Annotated in this window: 21 protein-coding genes, 1 tRNA gene, 1 rRNA gene and 1 other annotated feature; all 23 genes read left to right on the top strand. The window is 28.8% G+C overall.

What is annotated here, in order from left to right; all coding sequences use genetic code 11:
* Positions 1–792, top strand: coding sequence for a TlyA family RNA methyltransferase (locus T364_RS0103895; RefSeq protein ID WP_027128420.1), 792 nt, complete (start codon positions 1–3; stop codon positions 790–792).
* A gap of 11 nt (positions 793–803) precedes the next feature.
* Positions 804–2,087, top strand: a complete 1,284-nt coding sequence (locus T364_RS0103890) for a S41 family peptidase (RefSeq protein WP_027128419.1) — start codon at positions 804–806, stop codon at positions 2,085–2,087.
* A 13-nt stretch (positions 2,088–2,100) separates the two neighbouring features.
* On the top strand, positions 2,101–2,829 hold the full coding sequence (gene rsmI / locus T364_RS0103885; protein WP_027128418.1) for a 16S rRNA (cytidine(1402)-2'-O)-methyltransferase: 729 nt from the start codon (positions 2,101–2,103) through the stop codon (positions 2,827–2,829).
* A 6-nt stretch (positions 2,830–2,835) separates the two neighbouring features.
* Positions 2,836–3,720 carry a ribosome biogenesis GTPase YlqF gene (gene ylqF / locus T364_RS0103880; RefSeq protein WP_027128417.1) on the top strand — a complete coding sequence of 295 codons (885 nt, stop codon included), beginning with the start codon at positions 2,836–2,838 and terminating at the stop codon, positions 3,718–3,720.
* 40 nt (positions 3,721–3,760) lie between these two features.
* On the top strand, positions 3,761–4,513 hold the full coding sequence (locus T364_RS0103875) for an NAD+ synthase (RefSeq protein WP_027128416.1): 753 nt from the start codon (positions 3,761–3,763) through the stop codon (positions 4,511–4,513).
* A gap of 9 nt (positions 4,514–4,522) precedes the next feature.
* Positions 4,523–4,915: a hypothetical protein gene (locus tag T364_RS0103870; RefSeq protein WP_027128415.1), complete on the top strand. Its 393-nt coding sequence runs from the start codon at positions 4,523–4,525 to the stop codon at positions 4,913–4,915.
* A 151-nt stretch (positions 4,916–5,066) separates the two neighbouring features.
* Complete coding sequence (gene rpmG, locus T364_RS0103865) at positions 5,067–5,234, top strand: 50S ribosomal protein L33 (protein ID WP_255456936.1); 168 nt, start codon at positions 5,067–5,069, stop codon at positions 5,232–5,234.
* A 33-nt stretch (positions 5,235–5,267) separates the two neighbouring features.
* Positions 5,268–5,343, top strand: a tRNA-Trp gene (locus T364_RS0103860).
* 32 nt (positions 5,344–5,375) lie between these two features.
* Positions 5,376–5,561 (top strand): preprotein translocase subunit SecE, encoded by a 186-nt coding sequence (secE, locus tag T364_RS0103855; protein ID WP_027128413.1) that lies wholly within the window; start codon positions 5,376–5,378, stop codon positions 5,559–5,561.
* A gap of 1 nt (position 5,562) precedes the next feature.
* Complete coding sequence (gene nusG / locus T364_RS0103850; RefSeq protein ID WP_027128412.1) at positions 5,563–6,165, top strand: transcription termination/antitermination protein NusG; 603 nt, start codon at positions 5,563–5,565, stop codon at positions 6,163–6,165.
* Positions 6,166–6,232: 67 nt separating this feature from the next.
* Positions 6,233–6,658, top strand: coding sequence for a 50S ribosomal protein L11 (gene rplK, locus T364_RS0103845; protein WP_027128411.1), 426 nt, complete (start codon positions 6,233–6,235; stop codon positions 6,656–6,658).
* Positions 6,659–6,728: 70 nt separating this feature from the next.
* Positions 6,729–7,436: a 50S ribosomal protein L1 gene (rplA, locus tag T364_RS0103840; RefSeq protein WP_027128410.1), complete on the top strand. Its 708-nt coding sequence runs from the start codon at positions 6,729–6,731 to the stop codon at positions 7,434–7,436.
* A gap of 63 nt (positions 7,437–7,499) precedes the next feature.
* Positions 7,500–7,636: a sequence feature (ribosomal protein L10 leader region), on the top strand.
* A 16-nt stretch (positions 7,637–7,652) separates the two neighbouring features.
* Positions 7,653–8,159: a 50S ribosomal protein L10 gene (gene rplJ, locus T364_RS0103835; RefSeq protein WP_027128409.1), complete on the top strand. Its 507-nt coding sequence runs from the start codon at positions 7,653–7,655 to the stop codon at positions 8,157–8,159.
* 56 nt (positions 8,160–8,215) lie between these two features.
* Positions 8,216–8,584, top strand: a complete 369-nt coding sequence (rplL, locus tag T364_RS0103830; protein ID WP_027128408.1) for a 50S ribosomal protein L7/L12 — start codon at positions 8,216–8,218, stop codon at positions 8,582–8,584.
* Between the two features lie 190 nt (positions 8,585–8,774).
* Entirely contained in the window at positions 8,775–12,347 is a 3,573-nt protein-coding gene (gene rpoB / locus T364_RS0103825; protein ID WP_027128407.1) for a DNA-directed RNA polymerase subunit beta, read from the top strand.
* 80 nt (positions 12,348–12,427) lie between these two features.
* Positions 12,428–16,378 (top strand): DNA-directed RNA polymerase subunit beta', encoded by a 3,951-nt coding sequence (rpoC, locus tag T364_RS0103820; protein ID WP_027128406.1) that lies wholly within the window; start codon positions 12,428–12,430, stop codon positions 16,376–16,378.
* Positions 16,379–16,437: 59 nt separating this feature from the next.
* Complete coding sequence (locus T364_RS0103815; protein WP_027128405.1) at positions 16,438–17,310, top strand: YicC/YloC family endoribonuclease; 873 nt, start codon at positions 16,438–16,440, stop codon at positions 17,308–17,310.
* 31 nt (positions 17,311–17,341) lie between these two features.
* Complete coding sequence (gene gmk / locus T364_RS0103810) at positions 17,342–17,905, top strand: guanylate kinase (protein WP_027128404.1); 564 nt, start codon at positions 17,342–17,344, stop codon at positions 17,903–17,905.
* The gene (locus tag T364_RS0103805; RefSeq protein ID WP_027128403.1) at positions 17,905–18,123 is read left to right on the top strand and encodes a DNA-directed RNA polymerase subunit omega; all 219 of its coding nucleotides are present in this window, start codon (positions 17,905–17,907) and stop codon (positions 18,121–18,123) included. The genes gmk and T364_RS0103805 overlap by 1 nt, the downstream gene beginning before the upstream one ends.
* Positions 18,104–19,093, top strand: a complete 990-nt coding sequence (locus T364_RS0103800) for an FAD:protein FMN transferase (RefSeq protein ID WP_027128402.1) — start codon at positions 18,104–18,106, stop codon at positions 19,091–19,093. The genes T364_RS0103805 and T364_RS0103800 overlap by 20 nt, the downstream gene beginning before the upstream one ends.
* A gap of 72 nt (positions 19,094–19,165) precedes the next feature.
* The gene (locus T364_RS0103795; RefSeq protein ID WP_027128401.1) at positions 19,166–21,175 is read left to right on the top strand and encodes a sodium-translocating pyrophosphatase; all 2,010 of its coding nucleotides are present in this window, start codon (positions 19,166–19,168) and stop codon (positions 21,173–21,175) included.
* A gap of 738 nt (positions 21,176–21,913) precedes the next feature.
* A complete protein-coding gene (locus T364_RS0103790; RefSeq protein WP_027128400.1) occupies positions 21,914–22,849 on the top strand; it encodes an ABC transporter substrate-binding protein in 936 nt (311 codons plus the stop codon).
* Between the two features lie 300 nt (positions 22,850–23,149).
* A 16S ribosomal RNA gene (locus tag T364_RS0103785) occupies positions 23,150–23,287 on the top strand; the annotation flags it as partial.

Raw genomic sequence — 23,287 nt, 5'->3', positions numbered from 1 at the left:
ATGAAAGAAAGAATAGATGTACTTTTAGTCAATAATGGTTTTTATCCTGATGTAGAACAAGCAAAAAGAGCTGTAATGGCAGGAATAGTTCTAGTAAATGATTTGAAAATAGAAAAACCTGGAACTATGATAAAAATAGATACAGAAAAAGGGTTACATATTAGAATAAAGGGAAAAGAATCCAAATATGTAAGTAGAGGCGGATTAAAATTGGAAAAAGCTGTATCTGTTTTTGATTTAGATTTTAAAGATAAAGTAATTTTAGATGTAGGAGCTTCAACAGGAGGATTTACAGATTGTGCTTTAATGAATGGAGCGAAACATGTATATGCAGTAGATGTAGGAACTAACCAGTTAGATTGGAAATTAAGGAGTGATTCAAGAGTAACTTCTATAGAAAATAGACATATAAATGAATTAAAAAAAGAAGAAATTGATTTTTCAAAAATAGATTATATTGTGATGGATATATCATTTATATCTATAACTAGTGTAGTAAAAGCTTTAAAGGAATTTTTTGAAAAGGAAACAAAATTAATGGCTTTAATAAAACCTCAATTTGAAGTTGAGAAATTTATGATAGAAAAAGGTGGTATAGTTAGAGATAAGGAATATCATCTTTATTCAATAGAAAAAGTTGTAAAAAGTGCCAATGAAAATGGATTATATCTAGAAGCTTTAGATATTTCTCCTATAAAAGGGGGAAAGGGAAATACTGAATATCTATCTTTATTTGGAAAAAATAAAAAAATTGATATAAATGTAAAAGAAAGACTAGATGAATTAGAGTAGCGGAGGAATAAATGTTAAAAAATAAACTAAAAAAATTACTTATAATACTTAGTATAACTTCTATTTCAACAAATATTTTAGCCAATGAAGAGAAAATTGGTTTTATGAATAATATAAAACAATTAAAAGAAATATCTGATGTAATGGATATTATCCAAGAAAATTTTGTTGGGGATAAAAAAATAGATAAAACAATTCTAATGCAAGGAGCATTAAAAGGAATGATAGACAGTTTAGAAGATCCTCATTCTAATTATTTTTCTAAAAAAGGAATGGAAGATTTAGAAGGAAAAATGAAAGGTGAATACTCTGGTGTAGGGATGATAATTAGAAAGGGAGCTAATGAGCCTGTAACAGTAGAATTATTAATAGAGGGGAGTCCAGCTTTTAATGCAGGAATAAGACCAAATGATAAGATATTATATATAGAGGACAAATCAACTTATGATATAGAATTAGAAGAAGCTTCTAGATTATTAAAAGGAAAATCAGGAACAAAAGTAAAATTAAAACTTTACAGAGAAGCTGATAAAAAAGAAAGAGAGATAACTTTAACAAGAGCAGATATAAAATTAGAAAATGTTAGAAGTAAAATGTTAGATGGAAATGTAGGTTATATAAAACTTACCCAATTTGCTGAGGATGTAGATTTAGAGGTTAAAAGAGAATTAGAAAAATTATTATCACAAGGAATGGAAGGATTGATTTTAGATTTAAGAAATAATCCTGGTGGAATAATAGGACAAGCTATAAAAATATCTTCAATGTTTATAGAAGAGGGAGTTATAGTAAGTGAAAGACCTAAGAAAGGAAAAGAGATATTCTCTTATAGAGAAGGTAAATATTATGGAGATTTTCCATTAGTAATTCTGATAAATGAAGGTAGTGCTTCAGCTTCAGAAATAGTATCAGGAGCTATTAGAGATTATAAAAGAGGGTTATTAATAGGAGAAAAAAGTTTTGGAAAAGGTAGTGTACAAGTAGTTTTACCTTTACCAGATGAAGATGGAATTAAATTAACTATTGCTAAGTATTATACTCCAAAAGGAGAAAATATCCACGGAAAAGGAATAAAACCAGATATAGTTGTAGAGGAAGATGAGGATTATTTATTCTATGATGGATTTATAACTAATGTTAATGATAAAGATCAAGAAGCTAGTAAAGAAAAACTTTTAACATCAGTTGTTGGAAAAGAGAAAGCAGAAAAACTTATAAAGAAAGAAGATAAACAACTTAAAACAGCTGAGGCAGCAGTTATTTCTATGATTAAAGAGAGAAAAAATAAAAAATAACGAGGAGTAAAATATGCTTTATATAGTAGCAACACCTATAGGAAATTTAGAAGATATCACATTGAGAGCTATTAGAATATTAAAAGAAGTAGATTATGTATTCGCTGAAGATACTAGAGTAACTAAAAAACTTTTAAATCACTTAGAAATAGAAAAAACAATTTATAGATATGATGAACATAGTAAACAATATCAAATAGATACTATTATGAATTTATTAGAAGAGGGAAAGAATATAGCTTTAGTAACTGATGCTGGAACTCCATGTATATCAGACCCAGGGTATGAAGTTGTAGATGAAGCTTTAAAAAGAGATATAAAAGTAGTTCCAATTCCAGGAGTAAGTGCCATGACAGCTGCTGCTTCAGTAGCTGGAGTATCTATGAGAAGATTTGTATTTGAAGGTTTTTTACCAAAGAAAAAAGGTAGACAAACTTTATTAAAAAGTTTTCAGGATGAAAAAAGAACTATAATGTTTTTTGAATCTCCACATAGAATTATAAAAACTTTAAAAGATATAGAAGAGTTCATTGGAGAAAGAGAAATAGTATTAGTAAGAGAAATAACAAAAATTTATGAAGAAATTATAAGAGGTACAACAAGAGAACTTATAAGTCAATATGAAAATAAAACTTTTAAAGGAGAGTTTGTTGTAATAATTAAAGGAAATGAAATAGAAGAGAAAAAAGAAAAAGTTAATAAATATGCTAAAGATATAGGTGACGAAGAAGAAGAGGAGTAAACATTTATGTCAATGACAAAAATAAACTGGTATCCAGGTCATATGAAAAAGACTAAGGATATGATAAAAGAAAATATGCCTTTAATAGATATAGTATTAGAGGTTGTAGATGCTAGAATACCAATATCAAGTAGAAATCCAGATATTTCTGTATTTGCTAAAGGAAAAAAAAGAATAATAGTAATAAATAAATCAGATTTAGTAAATAAAGAAGAGATAAATCAATGGAGAGATTACTTTATAAAACATAATGATGCTGATGAAGTACTAGAATTAAGTGCTGAAACAGGTTTTAATATGAGAAGACTTTATTCTATAATAGATAAAGTAGCTTCTGAAAAAAAAGAAAAAATGATGAAAAAAGGTTTAAAAAAAGTAAATACAAGATTGATGGTAGCTGGAATTCCAAATGTTGGAAAATCAAGATTAATTAATAGAATTGTTGGTAAAAATAGTGCTGGTGTAGGAAATATGCCAGGATATACTAGAGGAAAACAATGGGTTAGAATAAAAGAAGGATTAGAACTTTTAGATACTCCAGGAATTTTATGGCCTAAATTTGAAGATGAAAGAGTTGGATTTAATTTAGCTATTTCAGGAGCTATAAAAGATGATATATTACCAATAGATGATGTAGCATGTAAATTTTTAGATAAAATGATAGCTTATGGCTTAAAAGAAAATTTAAAAGAAAGATATAAATTATTAGATGAAGATTTTGAAGGAGTAGCAGGAAATATAATAGAAAATATAGCTTATAGAATGAATATGATTCAAAAGGGTGGAAGTTTAAATACCCATCAAGCTGTATTAACACTTCTGAGAGATTATAGAGCTGGAAAACTTGGAAAATTTGGATTAGACAGAGAAATTTTAAATGAGAAGGAGTAATATAATGAAAGAAGAAATTTATCAAGAACTAATAGGAAATATGGATGAAATCCAAGATAAAGTTGTTAATTTTGTAAAAGATGAAGTTACAAAAAGAGGATTTAAAAAAGTTATATTAGGACTTTCTGGAGGAATTGATTCAGCTTTAGTAGCTTTTATAGTAGCCAAAGCTATAGGGCCAGAAAATGTATACTCTATAATGATGCCATATAAAACATCAAGTAAAGAAAGTATAGAACATGCTGAGTTAGTAGTAAAAGCAACTGGGATAAATTGTAAAAAAATAGAAATTACTCCTATGGTAGATGCTTATTTCGGAATAGCTGGAGAAGCTTCTGGACTTAGAAGAGGAAACTATATGTCAAGAACCAGAATGTGTGTATTGTTTGATAATTCAGCTAAAGAGAATGCTTTAGTAGTTGGAACTTCTAATAAAACAGAATTATTATTAGGATATGGAACTCAATTTGGTGATATGGCTTGTGGAATAAATCCTATTGGAGAGTTATTAAAAGCTCAAGTTTGGGAATTATCTAGAAGAATGGGAGTACCAAAAGAAGTAATAGATAAAAAACCTAGTGCTGATTTATGGGCTGGACAAACAGATGAAGAAGAATTGGGATTTTCTTATGATTTAGCTGATGAAATACTTTATCATATAATTTATAAAAATAAAAATGAAGAAGAGATAAAAAATATGGGATATGATAAAGAGGTCGTTGAATCAATATTTAAAAAGATAGCAAGAAATGAATATAAGAGAAATATGCCAACTATAGCAAAAATCAAATAGGAGGGTACTATGGAAAATAATACACAAGAAAATTTGATGAAAGAATTAGAGGCCTTTCATAAAGAGAAAGAGAAAATAAATAAGATAATAGGAAGAATAGGTGGAAGAGATAATATTCAAAATAAAAGAGTAAATATCTTATTAATCTCTATGATAATTGTTTTATTATTTATGGGAGGAGTATTAAGACGTATTTCCTTAGATGTTTCTGTTTATTGTGCTATATTATTAGGGATAGTAAAAATAATTTGGCTTATCTATGAAATGAAAAAAACAAATCATTTTCAATATTGGATACTTAATTCTATTGAAATTAAAGTAAATGAAATGAATACTAAAATAAAAAATATAGAAAAAAAATTAGAAGAATTAGAGAGTAAAAAAGAGAGTCCACTAGAATAAATATTCTAGTGGATAAAAAAATAAAAAAATAGTTGACAAAAAATAAAAGATAATGTATAATTATCTATGTCTTAATAAACTAAAGTCATAAAAACTCTATTACCATATTTATAGAAGAATATGGGAGGATTAAGGATTATCCGATAAATAAATGGAGGTGTATGAATTGAGAGTTAATATTCAATTAGAATGTACAGAATGCAAAAGAAGAAATTACAGTACTTCAAAAAATAAGAAAAACACAACTGAAAGATTAGAATTAATGAAGTATTGCAAATGGTGTGGAAAAGAAACTCTACACAAAGAAACTAAAAAATAAAATAAATACTCAGTAAAATAGTTATCAACATGCAGGTCAATGGCTCAATTGGTAGAGCATCGGTCTCCAAAACCGAGGGCTGGGGGTTCGAGTCCCTCTTGACCTGCCATTTTTATGAAAAAATAAAAAGGTGGACAAACTATGAAGTTATTAAAAGATGTAAAAATGGAATACTCTAAAGTTGAATGGCCTAGAAAAAAGGCGGTAATTCATGCAACTGCATGGGTAGCAGCTATGAGTGTTGCTTTGAGCATATATTTGGGAGTTTTTGATATAGTTGTTTTAAGACTTTTAAAGATACTTGTATCTCTATTTGGAGGACAATAACATGAATACAGTTTTAGAAAAAAAATGGTTTATGATTCATACTTATTCAGGATATGAAAAGAAAGTTAAAACTGATTTGGAGCAAAAAATAGAAACTTTAGGAATGAATGAGATAGTAACAAAAATACTTGTTCCTGAGGAACATTCTGTTGAGCTTAGAAGAGGAAAGAAAAAAGTAATAAGTAGAAAATTATTTCCAGGATATGTAATGCTACAAATGGTTGCAACAAGAGAAGAGAATGAAAATGGAATTAACTACAGTGTTGATTCTGATGCTTGGTATGTTGTAAGAAATACAAATGGTGTTACTGGTTTTGTTGGAGTAGGTTCAGACCCAATTCCAATGGAAGACGATGAAGTGGAAAATATTTTTAGAGTTATTGGTTACAGTCAAGAAAATAGTGAAAAAGAAGATGCAGAATTAGTGGCAGTAGACTTTGAAATAGGAGATTATGTAACAATAGTTTCTGAAGGATTTGATGGTCAAAGAGGAAAAGTTGCTGAAATTAATTTAGAGAATAGAAAAGTTAAAGTGATGGTTGATATGTTTGGACGTTTAACACCAATCGAAGCAAATATCACTGATGTTAAGAAAGAAGATTAATTTTTATAATTAATCACGTGGGAGAAAATTCATTAGTACCACATATTTTGGAGGTGTAATATTAGGAATGGCAAAAGAAGTTATTAAAGTTATAAAATTACAATTACCAGCAGGAAAAGCAAACCCTGCACCACCAGTTGGACCAGCTTTAGGACAACACGGTGTTAACATTATGGAGTTTTGTAAAGCATTTAACGCTAAATCACAAGATAAAGCAGGATGGATTATACCAGTAGAAATTTCTGTTTACAACGACAGATCTTTCACATTTATAATGAAAACTCCACCAGCATCTGATTTATTAAAGAAAGCTGCTGGAACATCAAAAGGAGCAGGAAACTCTAAAAAAGAAGTAGCAGGAACAATAACTACTGCTAAATTAAGAGAAATAGCAGAAACAAAAATGCCTGACTTAAATGCTGGATCAGTTGAAGCAGCTATGAGAATATTAGCTGGGTCAGCAAGATCTATGGGAATAAAAATAGTAGACTAATTTGATAGCGAATTATTTTATATATAGTGGTAGGATAAAATCCATTGACCACAGAGGAGGAAATAAATAAATGGCAAAACATAGAGGTAAAAAATACTTAGAAGTAGCTAAGTTAGTAGATAGTACAAGATTATATGATGTGAAAGAAGCATTAGAAACAGTTGTAAAAACAAGATCAGCTAACTTCCTAGAAACAGTTGAAGTTGCATTAAGATTAGGAGTAGATCCTAGACATGCAAGCCAACAAATAAGAGGAACTGTTGTGTTACCACACGGAACTGGAAAAAGTGTTAAAATATTAGCAATAACACAAGGAGAAAACATAAATAAAGCTTTAGAAGCTGGAGCAGATTTTGCTGGAGCTGAAGAATATATTGAAAAAATTCAACAAGGATGGTTAGACTTTGATTTAGTTATAGCTACTCCAGATATGATGCCTAAATTAGGAAGATTAGGAAAAATATTAGGAACTAAAGGTTTAATGCCTAACCCTAAATCAGGAACAGTTACTCCTAATATAGCAGCAGCTGTATCAGAATTCAAAAAAGGTAAATTAGCATTCAGAGTAGACAAATTAGGATCTATCCACGTACCAATTGGTAAAGCAGATTTCTCTGATGAAAAAATATATGAAAACTTTAAAGCATTCATGGCTGAAATCGTAAGATTAAAACCTGCTGATGCAAAAGGACAATATTTAAAAACTGTAGCAGTTTCTTTAACTATGGGACCTGGAATAAAAATGGACCCAACATTAGTTGCTAAAGAAATTGGATAATAAAATAATAAATTTTTCTTGCAAAAAAGAGAAAAATATATTATAATAGATTGTTGGATAAAAATTAAATATAAATCCATACTAAAGACAGTAGGTGGCTTAGGCAATAAATCCTACCGAGGTTGGAATCAGGTATTCATAGACCTCAAAGAAAAATACAGCCTCCGTCTTTATTAGCCGGGGGTATTTTTTAAGAAAAAGAGGAGGTGACTTGGAATGGCAAATCAAGCTAAAGTAGAAGCAGTAGCAGCACTTGTTGAAAGAATTAAAAGAGCTCAATCTATCGTATTAGTAGACTACGAAGGAATTAAAGTTAAAGAAGAAACTCAACTAAGAAAATCTTTAAGAGAAGCTGGTGGAGAATATTTAGTAGCTAAAAATAGATTATTTAAAATAGCTCTAAAAGAAGCTGGTGTTGAAGATTCTTTTGACGATATACTAGAAGGAACTACATCATTCGCATTTGGATATGACGATATCGTAGCTCCTGCTAAAATAATGAACGAAGTATCTAAAGCTAACGCAAAAGCAAAAATATTCAACATAAAAGGTGGATATTTAACTGGAAAAAGAGTTAGCGAAGCTGAAGTATTACAACTAGCAACTTTACCATCAAGAGAACAATTATTATCTATGGTGTTAAATGGAATGTTAGGACCAGTAAGAAAACTTGCTTATGGATTAGTAGCAGTAGCAGATAAAAAAGAAGGATCTGCAGAATAATTAAAAATATAAAAATAAAAATCATATTATTGTAGAAATTTAAGGAGGAAAAATAAATGGCATTTGATAAACAACAATTTATTGCTGACTTAGAAGCTATGTCAGTATTAGAATTAAGAGAATTAGTAACTGCTTTAGAAGAGCACTTTGGAGTAACTGCAGCAGCACCTGTAGCAGTAGCAGCAGTAGGAGGAGCAGCAGCTGAAGTTGAAGAAAAAACTGAATTTGATGTAATATTAAAATCAGCTGGAGATAAGAAAATAGGAGTAATCAAAGAAATCAGAGGAATCACTGGTTTAGGATTAAAAGAAGCTAAAGAATTAGCTGACAATGGTGGAACTATAAAAGAGGGAGCATCTAAAGAAGAAGCTGAAGAAATTAAAGCTAAATTAGAAGCTGCTGGAGCAACAGTAGAAGTTAAATAGTTCTTTTATAAACTGATAGTTTGTACAGAAGAAAAAAGAAATAGGCACTCCAACTGAGTGCCTATTTTAGTCATCTATAAGATAAATATAAATTTGTTTCTAAAGATTGATACTTAATCTATTGAAACTAAATAAAAAGTTATTTTCAAGAGGTTAGGTATTGACATTAAAGTTGAAGGAGTGTGAGTAAATGGGGAAACTCGTTGAAAGATTTAATTTTGGAAAAATAAAAGAGAGAGGAGAAATGCCTCATTTTTTAGAATTTCAATTAAATTCTTATGAAGATTTTATTCAATCAAGAATTAATCCACTATCTAGAGAAAATAAGGGATTAGAATCTGCTTTCAGAGAAATATTTCCAATAGAGTCTTCTAATGGAGATATTCGTTTAGATTATATCTCTTATGAATTACATGATGCTGAACCACCTTTAAACAATGAATTAGAATGTAAAAAAAGAGGAAAAACATATTCAGCTTCATTAAAAGTAAGATTAAGATTAACTAATAAGAAAAGTGGAAATGAGATACAAGAAAGTTTAGTTTATTTTGGTGAATTACCACTAATGACTCCTAGAGGAACATTTATAATAAATGGAGCAGAAAGAGTAGTAGTATCTCAATTACATAGATCTCCTGGTGTATCTTTTGACAAAGAGGTAAACTTACAAATTGGAAAAGACCTTTTTATTGGAAAAATTATTCCTTATAAAGGAACTTGGTTAGAGTTTGAAACTGATAAAAATGATTTCTTAAATGTAAAAATAGACAGAAAGAAAAAAGTTTTAGCAACTGTTTTCTTAAAAGCAGTTGAATTCTTCGAAAATAACCAAGAAATAATGGAAGAATTTTTAGAAACAAAAGAACTAGATTTAACTCCTTATTATGAAAAATATAGTAATTCTGAAGAAATATTAGAAAATTTAAGAGAAAAAATAGAAGGATGTTTCTTAAAAGAAGATGTAGTAAATGAAGAAGATGGAGAATTTATTGGAGAAGCAGGTTCTTATATAAATGTAGAAACTATTTTAGGATTAATAGAGAAAAAAGTAGAAAAAATAGTTTATTATAATGTAACTCCAAAAGAAAAAGTTTTAGCAAATACTATCTTAAATGATGATACTGAAACTAAAGAAGAAGCAGTAACTGAGGTATTTAAAAAATTAAGACCTGGAGATTTAGTAACAATAGATTCAGCTAAATCTTTAATTAGACAAATGTTCTTTAATCCACAAAGATATGATTTAGAACCAGTAGGAAGATATAAATTAAATAAAAGATTAGGAATTAATGTAGACCCTAATGAAATTGTTTTAACAAAAGAAGATGTTAAGAGAACAATAGAAGTTATAATGGATTTATTTAATGGTGAAGGTCATACAGATGATATAGATAATTTATCTAATAGAAGAATAAGAGGAGTAGGAGAACTTCTTTTAATGCAAATAAGAGCAGGACTTGCAAAAATGTCAAAAATGGTAAGAGAGAAAATGACTATTCAAGATTCTGAAACTTTATCATCTCAATCATTATTGAATACTAGACCATTAAATGCATTAATTTTAGATTTCTTTGGTTCTGGTCAATTATCACAATTCATGGACCAATCAAACCCATTAGCTGAGTTAACACATAAAAGAAGAATATCAGCTTTAGGACCTGGAGGACTTTCAAGAGATAGAGCAGGATTCGAAGTTAGAGACGTACATGACTCTCACTATGGAAGAATTTGTCCAATAGAAACTCCAGAGGGACCAAACATTGGACTTATAGGTTCATTAGCAACTTATGCTAAAGTAAATGAATATGGATTTATGGAAACTCCATATGTAAAAGTAGAAAATGGAGTAATTCAATTTGATAGAATAGATTATTTAGCTGCTGACGAAGAAGATGGATTATTTATAGCCCAAGCAGACTCAAAATTTGATGAAAATGGTAAATTATTAGGAAATATTACTTGTAGATTTGGACATGAAATTTTACAAGTTGAAGGAGAAAAAGTAGACTATATAGATGTTTCTCCAAAACAAGTTGTTTCTGTATCAGCTGGATTAATTCCGTTCTTAGAGCATGACGACGCTAACCGTGCACTAATGGGTTCTAACATGCAAAGACAAGCAGTACCATTATTAAGAACAGAAGCTCCTTATGTAGGAACAGGAATAGAAAGAAAAGTAGCTATAGATTCTGGAGCAGTTGTAACAACAGAAGTTTCTGGAGTAGTAACATATGTTGATGCTCATATAATCAAAATAATGTCTGATGATGGTGTAGAAGTTACTTATCCATTATTAAATTATGAAAGATCAAACCAAGCAATGTGTTTACATCAAAAACCAATTGTAGATTTAGGTGAAAGAGTAGAAAAAGGAGCTGTAATAGCTGACGGACCAGCTACAAAAGGTGGAGATTTAGCATTAGGTAGAAATATCTTAATGGCATTCATGCCTTGGGAAGGATATAACTACGAGGACGCGATTTTAATATCAGATAGATTAAGAAAAGATGATGTATTTACATCAATTCATATAGAAGAATATGAAATAGAAGCTAGAAATACAAAATTAGGTGACGAAGAAATAACTAGGGAAATTCCAAATGTTTCAGAAAGTGCTTTAAGAAATCTAGATTCAAACGGTATAATAATAGTAGGTTCTGAAGTAGAAGCTGGAGATATTCTTGTTGGAAAAACAGCACCTAAAGGAGAAACAGAACCTCCTGCAGAAGAAAAATTATTAAGAGCTATATTTGGAGAAAAAGCAAGAGATGTAAGAGATACATCTTTAAGAATGCCTCATGGTTCAAAAGGAACTGTAGTAGAAGTATTAGAACTTTCTAGAGAAAATGGAGATGACTTAAAGGCTGGAGTTAATAAAGTTATAAGAATTTTCATAGCTGAAAAGAGAAAGATAACTGTTGGAGATAAAATGTCTGGACGTCATGGAAATAAAGGGGTTGTTTCAAGAGTATTACCAGCAGAAGATATGCCATTCTTAGCAGATGGAACACACTTAGATGTAGTACTTAACCCATTAGGGGTTCCTTCACGTATGAATATAGGACAAGTATTGGAAGTACATTTAGGATTAGCACTTCAAAAAATACCAAATAAAGATGAAAGATATATAGCTACTCCTGTATTTGATGGAGCTACTGAAGATGAAATAAAAGATCGTTTAGAAAAATCTGGATATCCAAGAAGTGGAAAAGTAACTTTATATGATGGAAGAACTGGAGAACCATTTGATAATAAAGTTACAGTTGGAATAATGTATATGTTAAAATTACACCATCTAGTAGAAGATAAAATGCATGCTAGAGCAATTGGACCATATTCATTAGTAACTCAACAACCATTAGGAGGAAAAGCTCAATTTGGAGGACAAAGACTTGGAGAGATGGAAGTTTGGGCTTTAGAAGCATACGGAGCTTCAAATATCTTACAAGAAATGTTAACAGTTAAATCTGACGATATAAATGGAAGAACAAAAACATATGAAGCTATAGTAAAAGGTGAAGAAATGCCTGAGGCAGATTTACCAGAATCATTTAAAGTATTATTAAAAGAATTCCAAGCTATAGCATTAGATATAGAGTTATTTGATAAAGATGGAAATCTAATAAATGTTGATGAAGATTATAATAAAGAAGAAACAATAACTGAATTTTCATTAGGAGCTCCAACTTTTGGAGAAGAATTAGATGAAGGATTTGAAGAATCTTTTGATGAAGATTTATCATTTGATGGATTAGATGATTAATAAATAATACTTAATTATTTAGGTCAAAAAATTATAAAGTGTAAAAACTTTATCTCGATTAAGGAGGCATTACATTTAATATGGGAATAAAGAGTTTTGAAAAAATTAGAATAAAACTTGCTTCACCTGAAAAAATATATGAATGGTCTCATGGAGAAATAACTAAACCAGAGACTATCAACTATAGAACATTAAATCCAGAGATGGATGGATTATTCTGTGAAAAAATATTCGGACCAACAAAAGATTGGGAATGTAGTTGTGGAAAATACAAAAGAATGAGATATAAAGGTCTTGTTTGTGAAAAATGTGGAGTAGAAGTTACTAAATCAAAAGTAAGAAGAGAAAGAATGGGGCATATAGCTTTAGCTGCCCCTGTATCTCATATTTGGTATTCTAAAGGAACACCAAATAAAATGGCTTTAATTTTAGGAATTTCTCCAAAAGAACTTGAATCTGTTTTATATTTTGCAAGATATATAGTAGTTCAAAGTAACGAAGAAACATTACCAGTTGGAAAAATTATAAATGAAAAAGAGTATAAATTATTTAAACAAATGTATGGTAACTCTTTTGACGCTAAAATGGGAGCAGAAGCAATTTTAAGATTGTTAGAAGACTTAAATTTACCTGTTTTAAGAGAAGAATTAGAAAGAGAATTAGATGATGTAAATTCTAGTCAAAAAAGAAAAAAAGTTGCAAAAAGATTAAAAATAGTTAGAGACTTTATTGAATCTGAAAACCAACCAGCATGGATGATATTAAAAAATGTTCCAGTTATACCAGCTGACTTAAGACCAATGGTACAATTAGATGGTGGAAGATTTGCAACATCAGATTTAAATGACCTTTATAGAAGAGTTATTAATAGAAATAACAGATTGAAAAAACTTTTAGAAATAAAAGCTCCAGAAATTGTTGTAAAAAATGAAAAGAGAATGTTACAAGAAGCAGTTGATGCTTTAATAGATAATGGAAGAAGAGGAAAACCTGTTGTTGCTCAAAACAATAGAGAATTAAAATCATTATCTGATATGCTAAAAGGAAAACAAGGAAGATTCAGACAAAATCTACTAGGAAAAAGGGTTGACTACTCAGCAAGATCTGTTATCGTAGTAGGACCTTCATTAAAAATGAATCAATGTGGAATTCCTAAGAAAATGGCTCTTGAATTATATAAACCATTTATAATGAGAGAGTTAGTAAAAAGAGAATTAGCTTCTAATGTAAAAACAGCTAAAAAATTAGTTGAAGAATCAGATGATAAAGTATGGGATATCATAGAAGATGTTATAGAAGGACACCCTGTATTATTAAACAGAGCTCCGACTTTACATAGACTATCTATTCAAGCTTTCGAGCCAGTATTAATAGAAGGAAAAGCAATTAGATTACATCCATTAGTATGTTCAGCTTTCAATGCTGACTTTGACGGAGACCAAATGGCAGTACACTTAGTATTATCTCCAGAAGCTATAATGGAAGCAAAATTATTAATGCTTGCTCCTAATAATATTATAGCTCCATCTAATGGACAACCAATAGCAGTTCCAGGACAAGATATGGTTATGGGATGTTTCTATATGACTAAAGATAGACCTGGATGTAGAGGAGAAGGAAAAGAATTCTCTAATAGAGAACAAGTTTTAACAGCTTATGAAAATGGAGTTATAGATACACATGCTATAATAAAAGTAAGAATAAATGGAGAAATGGTTACAACTACTCCAGGAAGAATACTATTCTCTGAAATTTTACCAGAGGAAATCAGAGATTATAATATGACTTATGGTAAAAATCCATTAAAGAAATTAATAGCTGATTTATATGATAGATATGGATTCTCAAAAACAGCTGATATAATTAATGATATTAAGAACTTTGGATATCATTATTCAACATTTGCTGGAGTTTCTGTTGGAGTAGAGGACCTAGAAATACCAGCTGTTAAAAAAGATATCTTAAAGAAAGCTGATGAAGATGTAGCAGCTATAGCTCAAGAATATAAAGATGGAAAAATAATAAATGAAGAAAGATATAGAAAAACTATAGCTGTTTGGGCTCAAGCAACTCAAGATGTTACAGATGCAATGATGGGTGGACTAGACCAATTTAACCCAGTTTATATGATGGCGACTTCAGGAGCCAGAGGATCTATTCAACAGATGAGACAGTTAGCTGCCATGAGAGGTAACATGGCCGATACAAGAGGTAGAATTCTAGAAGTACCTATCAAAGCTAATTTCCGTGAAGGACTAACAGTATTAGAGTTCTTTATGTCATCACATGGAGCTAGAAAAGGATTAGCCGATACAGCTTTAAGAACAGCCGATTCAGGATATTTAACAAGAAGATTAGTAGATATTTCTCATGAAGTTATAGTAAATTCAGAAGATTGTGGAACTCATGAAGGAATTGAAGTTTCTGACTTAATTTCTGATGGTAAAGTAATAGAAAAATTATCAGAAAGAATAAATGGAAGAGTATTAGCAGAAGACTTAATCGTAAATGGAGAAGTTATAGCTCCTAGAAATACTCTAATTGGAAAAGATTTAATTAAGAGAATAGAAGAATTAAATATTCAAAAAGTAAAAATTAGATCACCTTTAACATGTTCATTGGAGAAAGGTGTATGTAAAAAATGTTATGGTATGGACTTATCAAATCATAAAGAAGTACTACTTGGGGAAGCAGTTGGAGTTATTGCAGCTCAATCAATTGGAGAACCAGGTACACAGCTTACAATGAGAACATTCCATACAGGAGGAGTTGCTACAGCAACAGCTTCAGCTACAACTAAAAAAGCTGAAAATTCAGGAAAAGCAGTATTTAAAGATGTAAAAATACTTGTAAGTGAAGAAACAGGAGAAGAGATTGTTGTTAGCCAATCAGCTAAAATTACTATTGGAAACAATGACCATGAAATCCCTTCAGGGTCTATCTTAAAAGTAAAAGATGGAGATATAGTTGAAAAAGGACAAGTTCTTGCTAACTTAAATCCATATCATGTACCTATAATTTGTGACCAAGAAGGAATTGTAGCTTATAAAGAATTAACAATTAAATCAAATTATGATAGTAAATATGGAGTTACTGAATATTTATCAGTAAAACCATTAGATTCTGGTGATGTTAACCCTAGATTACTTATATTAGATGAAAATAAACAAGTTAAAGCAAGTTATCAAATTCCATTTGGTGCTTACATGATGGTTCATGAAGGAGATAAAGTAACAAAAGGACAAGTAATTGCAAAACTTATTAAAGAGGGAGAAGGAACAAAAGACATTACTGGAGGTCTTCCAAGAGTACAAGAGTTATTTGAAGCAAGAAATCCAAAAGGAAAAGCTTTATTAAGTGAAGTTAGTGGAAAAGTTGAAATCACTACTAAGAAGAAAAAAGGTATGAGAGTAATCTTAATAAAAGATGAAATGAATCCAGAAAAATTCAAAGAATACTTAGTTTCTGTTGGAGACCATTTAGTAGTAACTGATGGAATGTTAATAAAAGCTGGAGATAAAATTACAGAAGGAGCTATTTCTCCTTATGATATATTAAATATTAAAGGATTAGTAGCAGCAGAACAATTTATACTTGAATCTGTACAACAAGTATATAGAGACCAAGGTGTTACAGTAAATGATAAACATATAGAAATTATAGTAAAACAAATGTTTAAGAAAGTTAGAATTACAAATTCAGGTTCTTCATTATTATTAGAAGATGAAGTAATTGAGAAGAGACTAGTTGACTTAGAAAATGAAGAATTAAAAGCAAAAGGTAAAAAACTTGTTGAATATGAACCAGTAATTCAAGGTATTACAAAAGCAGCTGTTAATACAGAAAGCTTTATATCTGCTGCGTCATTCCAAGAAACAACAAAAGTTTTATCAAATGCTGCAATAGAAGGTAAGGAAGATTACTTAGAAGGATTAAAAGAAAATGTAATTATTGGTAAGAAAATACCTGCTGGAACAGGTTATGTAGATTACAAGAGAATAATTCCTGAAGAAGTAAAAGAGGAACAGTAATTTAATAAATAGGCGACACAGGTCGCCTATTTTGTCATCTGAAAACAAAGGAGAACCTTATGAGAAGTATGACAGGATACTCTAAATATTCATATCAAGATGAAAATTTTATAATTGATATGGAAATAAAGAGTGTTAATAATAAAAATTTAAATTTAAAGATAAAAATGCCAACTTCTTTAAATTTTTTAGAAAGTAAAATTAGAACAAAAATTGGTGAAAAAGTAACTAGAGGAAGTATCGATTTAAAAATAGATTTTGAAGATAGAAGAGAAATTGAAAATCTTTTTGAATATGATGAACAAATTTGTAAAGCTTATTTAAAAGTTTTAACAGATATGGAAAATAACTTTGGTGAAAAATTTACTAATAAAATGGATTATTTAATAAGAAATTTTAATGTCATAAAAAGAAAAGAAAATGATAATAATGATTATGAAGAAATTATTTTTTCTAAACTAGATAATTTATTAGAAGAATTTTTAGAATTTAAAGATACAGAAGGAAATAGATTAAAAGAATATTTTATAGAAAGAATTGAATTTATAAAAGAGAGAGTAACTGAAATAAAAAAATATAAAAATCAAGTTGTGGCTGTTTATAAAGAAAAATTATTAAAAAGATTAGAAAATATAAAAGAAGAAGTTTCTTTTAATGAAGAAGATATTTTAAAAGAAATATTACTTTTTACAGATAGAAGTGATATATCTGAAGAGATATCAAGACTAGATAGTCATTTGAAGCAATTAGAAATAGAAATAAAATCTGAGGATAAAATAGTCGGTAAAAAAATAGATTTTATTTTACAAGAAATTTTTAGAGAGTTAAATACTACAGGAGTAAAATCATCTTCATATGAAATTTCAAAAATTGTTGTAGAATGTAAAAATGAAATTGAAAAAATTAGAGAACAAGCAATGAATATAGAATAATCAAATTGGAATAGAAATACGGAGGAAAATTATGAGTAAAGGAAATTTATTTGTAGTTTCAGGACCAAGTGGAGCTGGAAAATCAACAATATGTAGACTTGTCAGGAAAATATTAAATATAAATTTAGCTACATCTGCTACTACTAGAAAACCAAGAGTTGGAGAAATAGATGGGAGAGATTATTATTTTCTTACTATAGAAGAGTTTGAAAGAAAATTAAAAAATGATGAATTTTTAGAATATGCAAAAGTACATGAAAATTATTATGGTACTTTAAAATCTGAAGTAGAAAATAGATTAGCAAAAGGAGAGAATGTAATATTAGAAATAGATGTACAAGGTGGATTACAAGTAAAAGCAAAATATCCAAATGCAAATATGATATTCTTTAAAACTCCAACAAAAGAAGAACTAGAACAAAGATTAAGAGGTAGAAAAACTGACAGTGAAGAAACTATTCAATTAAGATTAAAAAATTCATTAAAAGAATTAGAATATGAAAAAGAGTATGATACAACAATAATTAATTATACAGTTGAAAAATCTTGTGAAGAATTAATTAATATAATAAGAAGTAAAGAGGAGGAAAAATAATGAAACAAGAAATAACATATGATTTATTATTAGAAAAAATTCCAAACAAATATATTTTAACATTAACAACAGGAAAAAGAATGAGAGAAATTATAAAAGGAAAACCTCTTTTAGTGAAAACAAATAAAAAAGATCCTTTAATGAAAAAAGTTTTTAAAGAATTAGTTGAAGGAAAAATAACTTATGCATATGAAAAAGATGAAAAAGTTGAAGACTAATAAATTCTTAAAAAATTTATTCTTAATATTTTTTATTGTTTCAATAGTTGGATGTAAAAAAACACCAGAAAAATTTACTCAAGAAAGATTTTTATTTGGTACTTATATTCAAATGATAATTTATTCTGATAATAAAGAAAAAGCTAATTCAATTATGGAAAAAGCTTTTAATGAAATAGTAAGGATAGACAATAAATATAATAGTAAGAATAAAAATTCGTTAATATATAAACTTAATAATTCTGAAATTGAAAAAATAGAATTAGATGAAGAAGGAAAATATATATTTAATGAAATACAAAAGATGTATGAAGTAACAGATGGTATGTATGATATAACAATAGAACCTTTATTGAAGTTATGGGGCTTTGGTGAAGAAGCAAGAAAATCAGTTCCAAGTCAAAAAGAAATAGAAGAAGTTAAAAAAAATATAGATTTTTCTAAAGTAAAAATAAAAGATGGAATTTTAACTAAAGAAAAGGATATAAAAATTGATACAGGCTCATTTCTAAAAGGATATGCTTTAGACAGAGCAAAAGAAATTTTAAGAGAAAATGGGATAACAAATGGTTTTATTTCTTCGATTTCTAGTATTGCAACTATAAATAGAAAAGCAGATGGAAGTTTATGGAAAATAGGACTGCAGAATCCTGAAGACCAAAATAAAAGATTAGGAATATTGGAAATAGAGAATGAATCTATAGGGGTATCAGGAGATTATCAAACATATGTTGAAATTTCGGGAAAAAAATATCATCATATAATGAATAAAAATACTGGATATCCAATAAACGACAAGAAAATGGTTGTAGTTATTTCTTCATCCGCCTTTTTAGCTGATATTTATTCAACAAGTTTTTTTGGGATGACAGAAGAAAAGATAAAAAACTTTTCTAATGAAAATAATGTTGAATTTTTAATCGTAAAAACTGATAATAGTATAACAAAATCAAAAAATTTTAAAATTTAATAAGAAAAAACTTGAAAATATTTTAAGAAATTAATATAATAATAAGGTATGAAAAATTTTTAGGAGGTTAAAATGGAACAAATATTGTATCTAGGAATAGGTGCTGGAATATTAGCTTTAATAGCAGCATTTTTCTATTCTAAAAAAGTTGAAAGTTACGAAATCAACATTCCAAGAGTTGCTGAAATAACTGAAGCTATAAGAGAAGGAGCAATGGCTTTCTTAGTAGCAGAATACAAAATTTTAGTTTGGTTTGTTGTTGGAGTAGCTGTAATATTAGGATTTTTTATTTCTGTAAACACAGCAATAGCATTTGTTTTAGGAGCAGTTACATCAGCATTAGCAGGAAACATTGGAATGAGAATAGCTACTAAAGCAAATGGAAGAACTTCAATTGCTGCTAAAGAAGGAGGATTAGCTAAAGCATTAGATGTTGCATTCTCTGGAGGAGCAGTTATGGGACTTTCAGTTGTTGGATTAGGAATGTTAATGTTATCTATCTTAATGTTAGTATTTGGACAAGATGCAACAGCATTTGCTGACTTAACAGGATTTGGAATGGGAGCTTCTTCAATAGCATTATTTGCAAGAGTTGGAGGAGGAATTTATACTAAAGCAGCTGACGTTGGAGCTGACTTAGTTGGAAAAGTAGAAGCAGGAATTCCTGAAGATGACCCAAGAAACCCAGCAACAATAGCTGATAACGTTGGAGATAACGTTGGAGACGTTGCAGGAATGGGAGCAGATTTATTTGAATCTTATGTTGGTTCTATAATAGCAGCTGTAACATTAGGATTTTTAACAGCTCAACAATTAAATAACATGGGATATGTAGTAGCTCCAATTTTATTATCAGGATTTGGAATTGTGGCTTCAATATTAGCAACTGTAACAGTAAAAACAGATGATCCTAGTAAAGTACATGCTAAATTAGAAGGTGGAACAAGAATAGCAGGAATTTTAACTATAATAGCATCTTTTGGAATTGTTAAGTTTTTATCAATGCCTATGGGTGTATTTTGGGCTATTGTTGCAGGATTAGTAGCAGGAATATTAATTGCTTATTTCACAGGAATATATACAGATACAGGGAAAACAGCTGTTAATAGAATTTCTGATGCTGCAGGAACAGGAGCAGCAACAGCTATTATAGAAGGATTAGCAGTTGGAATGGAATCTACAGTAGCACCTATTATTGTTATATCAGCAGCAATTTTAGTAGCATTTAAAACAGCTGGATTATATGGAATCGCTATAGCAGCAGTTGGAATGTTAGCAACTACAGGAATGGTAGTAGCAGTTGATGCTTATGGACCAGTAGCAGATAATGCTGGAGGAATAGCAGAAATGTCTGAATTACCTCATGAAGTAAGAGAATGTACAGATAAATTAGATGCAGTAGGAAACTCTACAGCAGCAGTTGGAAAAGGATTTGCAGTAGGTTCTGCAGCATTAACAGCTTTATCATTATTTGCATCTTATAGAGAAGCAGTTAATAATTTAACAGCTGATGAATTAAGAATAGATGTAACTAATCCAGATGTAATTGTTGGATTATTTATAGGAGGAATGTTAACATTCTTATTCTCTGCATTAACTATGACAGCAGTAGGAAAAGCTGCAATGGAAATGGTTGAAGAAGTTAGAAGACAATTTAGAGAAATCCCAGGAATTATGGAGAAAAAAGCAAAACCTGATTATAGAAAATGTGTTGAAATTTCTACACATTCTTCATTAAAACAAATGATAGTTCCAGGAATATTAGCTATAGTAGCTCCAGTTGTTGTTGGACTTTGGTCTGTTGAAGCACTAGGAGGATTACTAGCAGGAGCATTAGTTACAGGAATTTTAATGGCTATAATGATGGCAAATGCTGGTGGAGCTTGGGATAATGGTAAAAAACAAATTGAAGGTGGATATAAAGGAGATAAAAAAGGATCTGATAGACATAAAGCAGCAGTTGTTGGAGATACAGTAGGAGATCCATTTAAAGATACTTCTGGACCAGCTTTAAATATTTTAATAAAATTAATGACAATAGTTTCTTTAGTATTAGTACCTTTATTTGTTAAATTTATTTAGTTTTAAAATTTAAATAGTATATAGAAAGGATTGATAAAATATCATTATTTTATCAATCTTTTTTTATTTAAAAAATTATAATTTTTTAATCCAAAAATTTATTAATAAGAATACAAAACTAAAGGAAAAATTTATCAAAAAAATATAGTATAATATAAAAATTTTTAAATTATAAAAAATACAAATTAAGGTTATGTTTGTGAAAGTTATTAAGCGCTAAATGATTAAAGAAAAACATAATAAAAAGTATATTTAGGAGTATAAAATCCTATTAAAATCAAAGAAGTTCCATATTTAGAATAAGAGAGTAGATTCTATTTAAAATTTCTATATATCATTTATATACAAGAAAGTTTTTTCTGAAGAAATTAAATCTGAGAATTTTAATTTTTTTAGTTTTATTATTTTTAGAATAAATACTATATCTTCTAATTATTTTAAAGTATTTAGGAGTAATATGAAAAATAAAATTATTATTTATGAGTTATTATACACTAAAAAAGTATGTTTTTCATCGAGTTATTTTTTATAAAAATTTAAAAAAATATAAAAGCAAATAAATATCGAACAATTTTAATTGCTTTAATTATTTTAATTATTGTAAAAATAAGTGAATAACAGATAAATTTAACAATAAAAAAGAACAAAAAAATAAAAAAACTGTTATCTATAAACTAAAATTAAAATATGTTATTATTATTTTATAAAATAGATTTTTAATTTTAGGAGGAAATAAAAATGAAAAAAATATTATTAGTTTTATCAATATTAGGAATATTAGTTGGATGTGAAGAAAAAAAAGAAGAAAAGATAAAAATAGGAATAACTCAAATAATAGAACATGCAGCTTTAGATGAAGTTGTAATAGGTTTTAAAGAATGCTTGAAAGAAAAAGGATATGATGAAAGTAAAGTTGAAATAGATTATCAAAATGCCCAAGGAGATTTTGGAACTGCGCAAACTATAGCAAATTCATATGTTCAAGATAAGAAAGATTTAATTTTAGCAATATCAACACCATCTTCTCAAGCTGTATATAATGCAACAAAAGAAATACCTATAATTGTGGCTGCTGTAACAGATCCAATATCTGCAGGACTTACAGGAAATAATGTAACAGGAGTTAGTGATATGGCTCCAGTAGGAAAGCAGATAGAACTTATAAATGCTTTATTACCAAATGCTAAAAAAATAGGTGTTGTATATAATACTAGTGAAGAAAATTCTTTGGTATTAGTAGATATATTAAAACAAGAAGCTAATAAATATGGGTATGAAATTGTAGAAAAAGGGATAACAAATATAAATGAAATAGGTCAAGCACTAGATATAATTTTAAAAGAAGTTGATGTTCTTTATACTCCAACAGATAATTTAATAGTAGCTGCTACACCTCTTGTATTATCAAAAGCAAAAGAAAATATGATTCCAGTTATAGGTTGTATAGAAGATCAAGTGAAACAAGGGGCACTAGCAACAGAAACTATCAGTTATAAAAATTCAGGATATCAAGCAGGTAAAATGGCTATAGAAATATTAAATGGGAAAAAACCTAATGATATACCAATTGAAACATTAGAAAATACAGTTTTATTAATTAATAAAAATTCTATGAATGAATTAGGAATTGAGTTACCAGAAATATTAAAAGAAAGAGCAGTTATAATAGAATAGAGATAAATTAAAGACTATATTTTAAAAATAAAATATGGTCTTTATTAAGATTAAATTATATTATAAATAAAAATTAAAAATAGAAAGTATTGAAAAATAAAGAAAAACTATAAATTCGTAAAAATAATAAAAAAATATGTTGACATATTTTAATTTCTAAGGTATAATTAATCTTGTCCGTGAGATACGGAACTAAGGACATTAACAACAGAATAGAGATATATGACAAGCAAACAACCATATTTTGGTGTTTAATAACGGTAAGTGTTGATAATTGACCTAGTCAATAAATATAAAGTTTTAATGAAGAGTTTGATCCTGGCTCAGGATGAACGCTGACAGAATGCTTAACACATGCAAGTCTACTTGAATTCACTTCGGTGATAGTAAGGTGGCGGACGGGTGAGTAACACGTAAAGAACTTGCCTTGTAGTCTGG

Source organism: Fusobacterium perfoetens ATCC 29250 (assembly GCF_000622245.1).
Taxonomy (GTDB): Bacteria; Fusobacteriota; Fusobacteriia; order Fusobacteriales; family Fusobacteriaceae; genus Fusobacterium_B; species Fusobacterium_B perfoetens.
The sequence above is the reverse complement of the archived record's forward strand: the minus strand, read 5'-3'. Positions and strand labels throughout refer to the sequence as shown.

What these genes read in the sequence shown, in the direction of transcription:
- T364_RS0103895 (WP_027128420.1), top strand. Translation starts at nt 1, where the DNA reads ATGAAAGAAAGAATAGATGTACTTTTAGTCAATAATGGTTTTTATCCT.
- T364_RS0103890 (WP_027128419.1), top strand. Translation starts at nt 804, where the DNA reads ATGTTAAAAAATAAACTAAAAAAATTACTTATAATACTTAGTATAACT.
- rsmI (WP_027128418.1), top strand. Translation starts at nt 2,101, where the DNA reads ATGCTTTATATAGTAGCAACACCTATAGGAAATTTAGAAGATATCACA.
- ylqF (WP_027128417.1), top strand. Translation starts at nt 2,836, where the DNA reads ATGTCAATGACAAAAATAAACTGGTATCCAGGTCATATGAAAAAGACT.
- T364_RS0103875 (WP_027128416.1), top strand. Translation starts at nt 3,761, where the DNA reads ATGGATGAAATCCAAGATAAAGTTGTTAATTTTGTAAAAGATGAAGTT.
- T364_RS0103870 (WP_027128415.1), top strand. Translation starts at nt 4,523, where the DNA reads ATGGAAAATAATACACAAGAAAATTTGATGAAAGAATTAGAGGCCTTT.
- rpmG (WP_255456936.1), top strand. Translation starts at nt 5,067, where the DNA reads ATGGAGGTGTATGAATTGAGAGTTAATATTCAATTAGAATGTACAGAA.
- secE (WP_027128413.1), top strand. Translation starts at nt 5,376, where the DNA reads ATGAAGTTATTAAAAGATGTAAAAATGGAATACTCTAAAGTTGAATGG.
- nusG (WP_027128412.1), top strand. Translation starts at nt 5,563, where the DNA reads ATGAATACAGTTTTAGAAAAAAAATGGTTTATGATTCATACTTATTCA.
- rplK (WP_027128411.1), top strand. Translation starts at nt 6,233, where the DNA reads ATGGCAAAAGAAGTTATTAAAGTTATAAAATTACAATTACCAGCAGGA.
- rplA (WP_027128410.1), top strand. Translation starts at nt 6,729, where the DNA reads ATGGCAAAACATAGAGGTAAAAAATACTTAGAAGTAGCTAAGTTAGTA.
- rplJ (WP_027128409.1), top strand. Translation starts at nt 7,653, where the DNA reads ATGGCAAATCAAGCTAAAGTAGAAGCAGTAGCAGCACTTGTTGAAAGA.
- rplL (WP_027128408.1), top strand. Translation starts at nt 8,216, where the DNA reads ATGGCATTTGATAAACAACAATTTATTGCTGACTTAGAAGCTATGTCA.
- rpoB (WP_027128407.1), top strand. Translation starts at nt 8,775, where the DNA reads ATGGGGAAACTCGTTGAAAGATTTAATTTTGGAAAAATAAAAGAGAGA.
- rpoC (WP_027128406.1), top strand. Translation starts at nt 12,428, where the DNA reads ATGGGAATAAAGAGTTTTGAAAAAATTAGAATAAAACTTGCTTCACCT.
- T364_RS0103815 (WP_027128405.1), top strand. Translation starts at nt 16,438, where the DNA reads ATGAGAAGTATGACAGGATACTCTAAATATTCATATCAAGATGAAAAT.
- gmk (WP_027128404.1), top strand. Translation starts at nt 17,342, where the DNA reads ATGAGTAAAGGAAATTTATTTGTAGTTTCAGGACCAAGTGGAGCTGGA.
- T364_RS0103805 (WP_027128403.1), top strand. Translation starts at nt 17,905, where the DNA reads ATGAAACAAGAAATAACATATGATTTATTATTAGAAAAAATTCCAAAC.
- T364_RS0103800 (WP_027128402.1), top strand. Translation starts at nt 18,104, where the DNA reads ATGAAAAAGTTGAAGACTAATAAATTCTTAAAAAATTTATTCTTAATA.
- T364_RS0103795 (WP_027128401.1), top strand. Translation starts at nt 19,166, where the DNA reads ATGGAACAAATATTGTATCTAGGAATAGGTGCTGGAATATTAGCTTTA.
- T364_RS0103790 (WP_027128400.1), top strand. Translation starts at nt 21,914, where the DNA reads ATGAAAAAAATATTATTAGTTTTATCAATATTAGGAATATTAGTTGGA.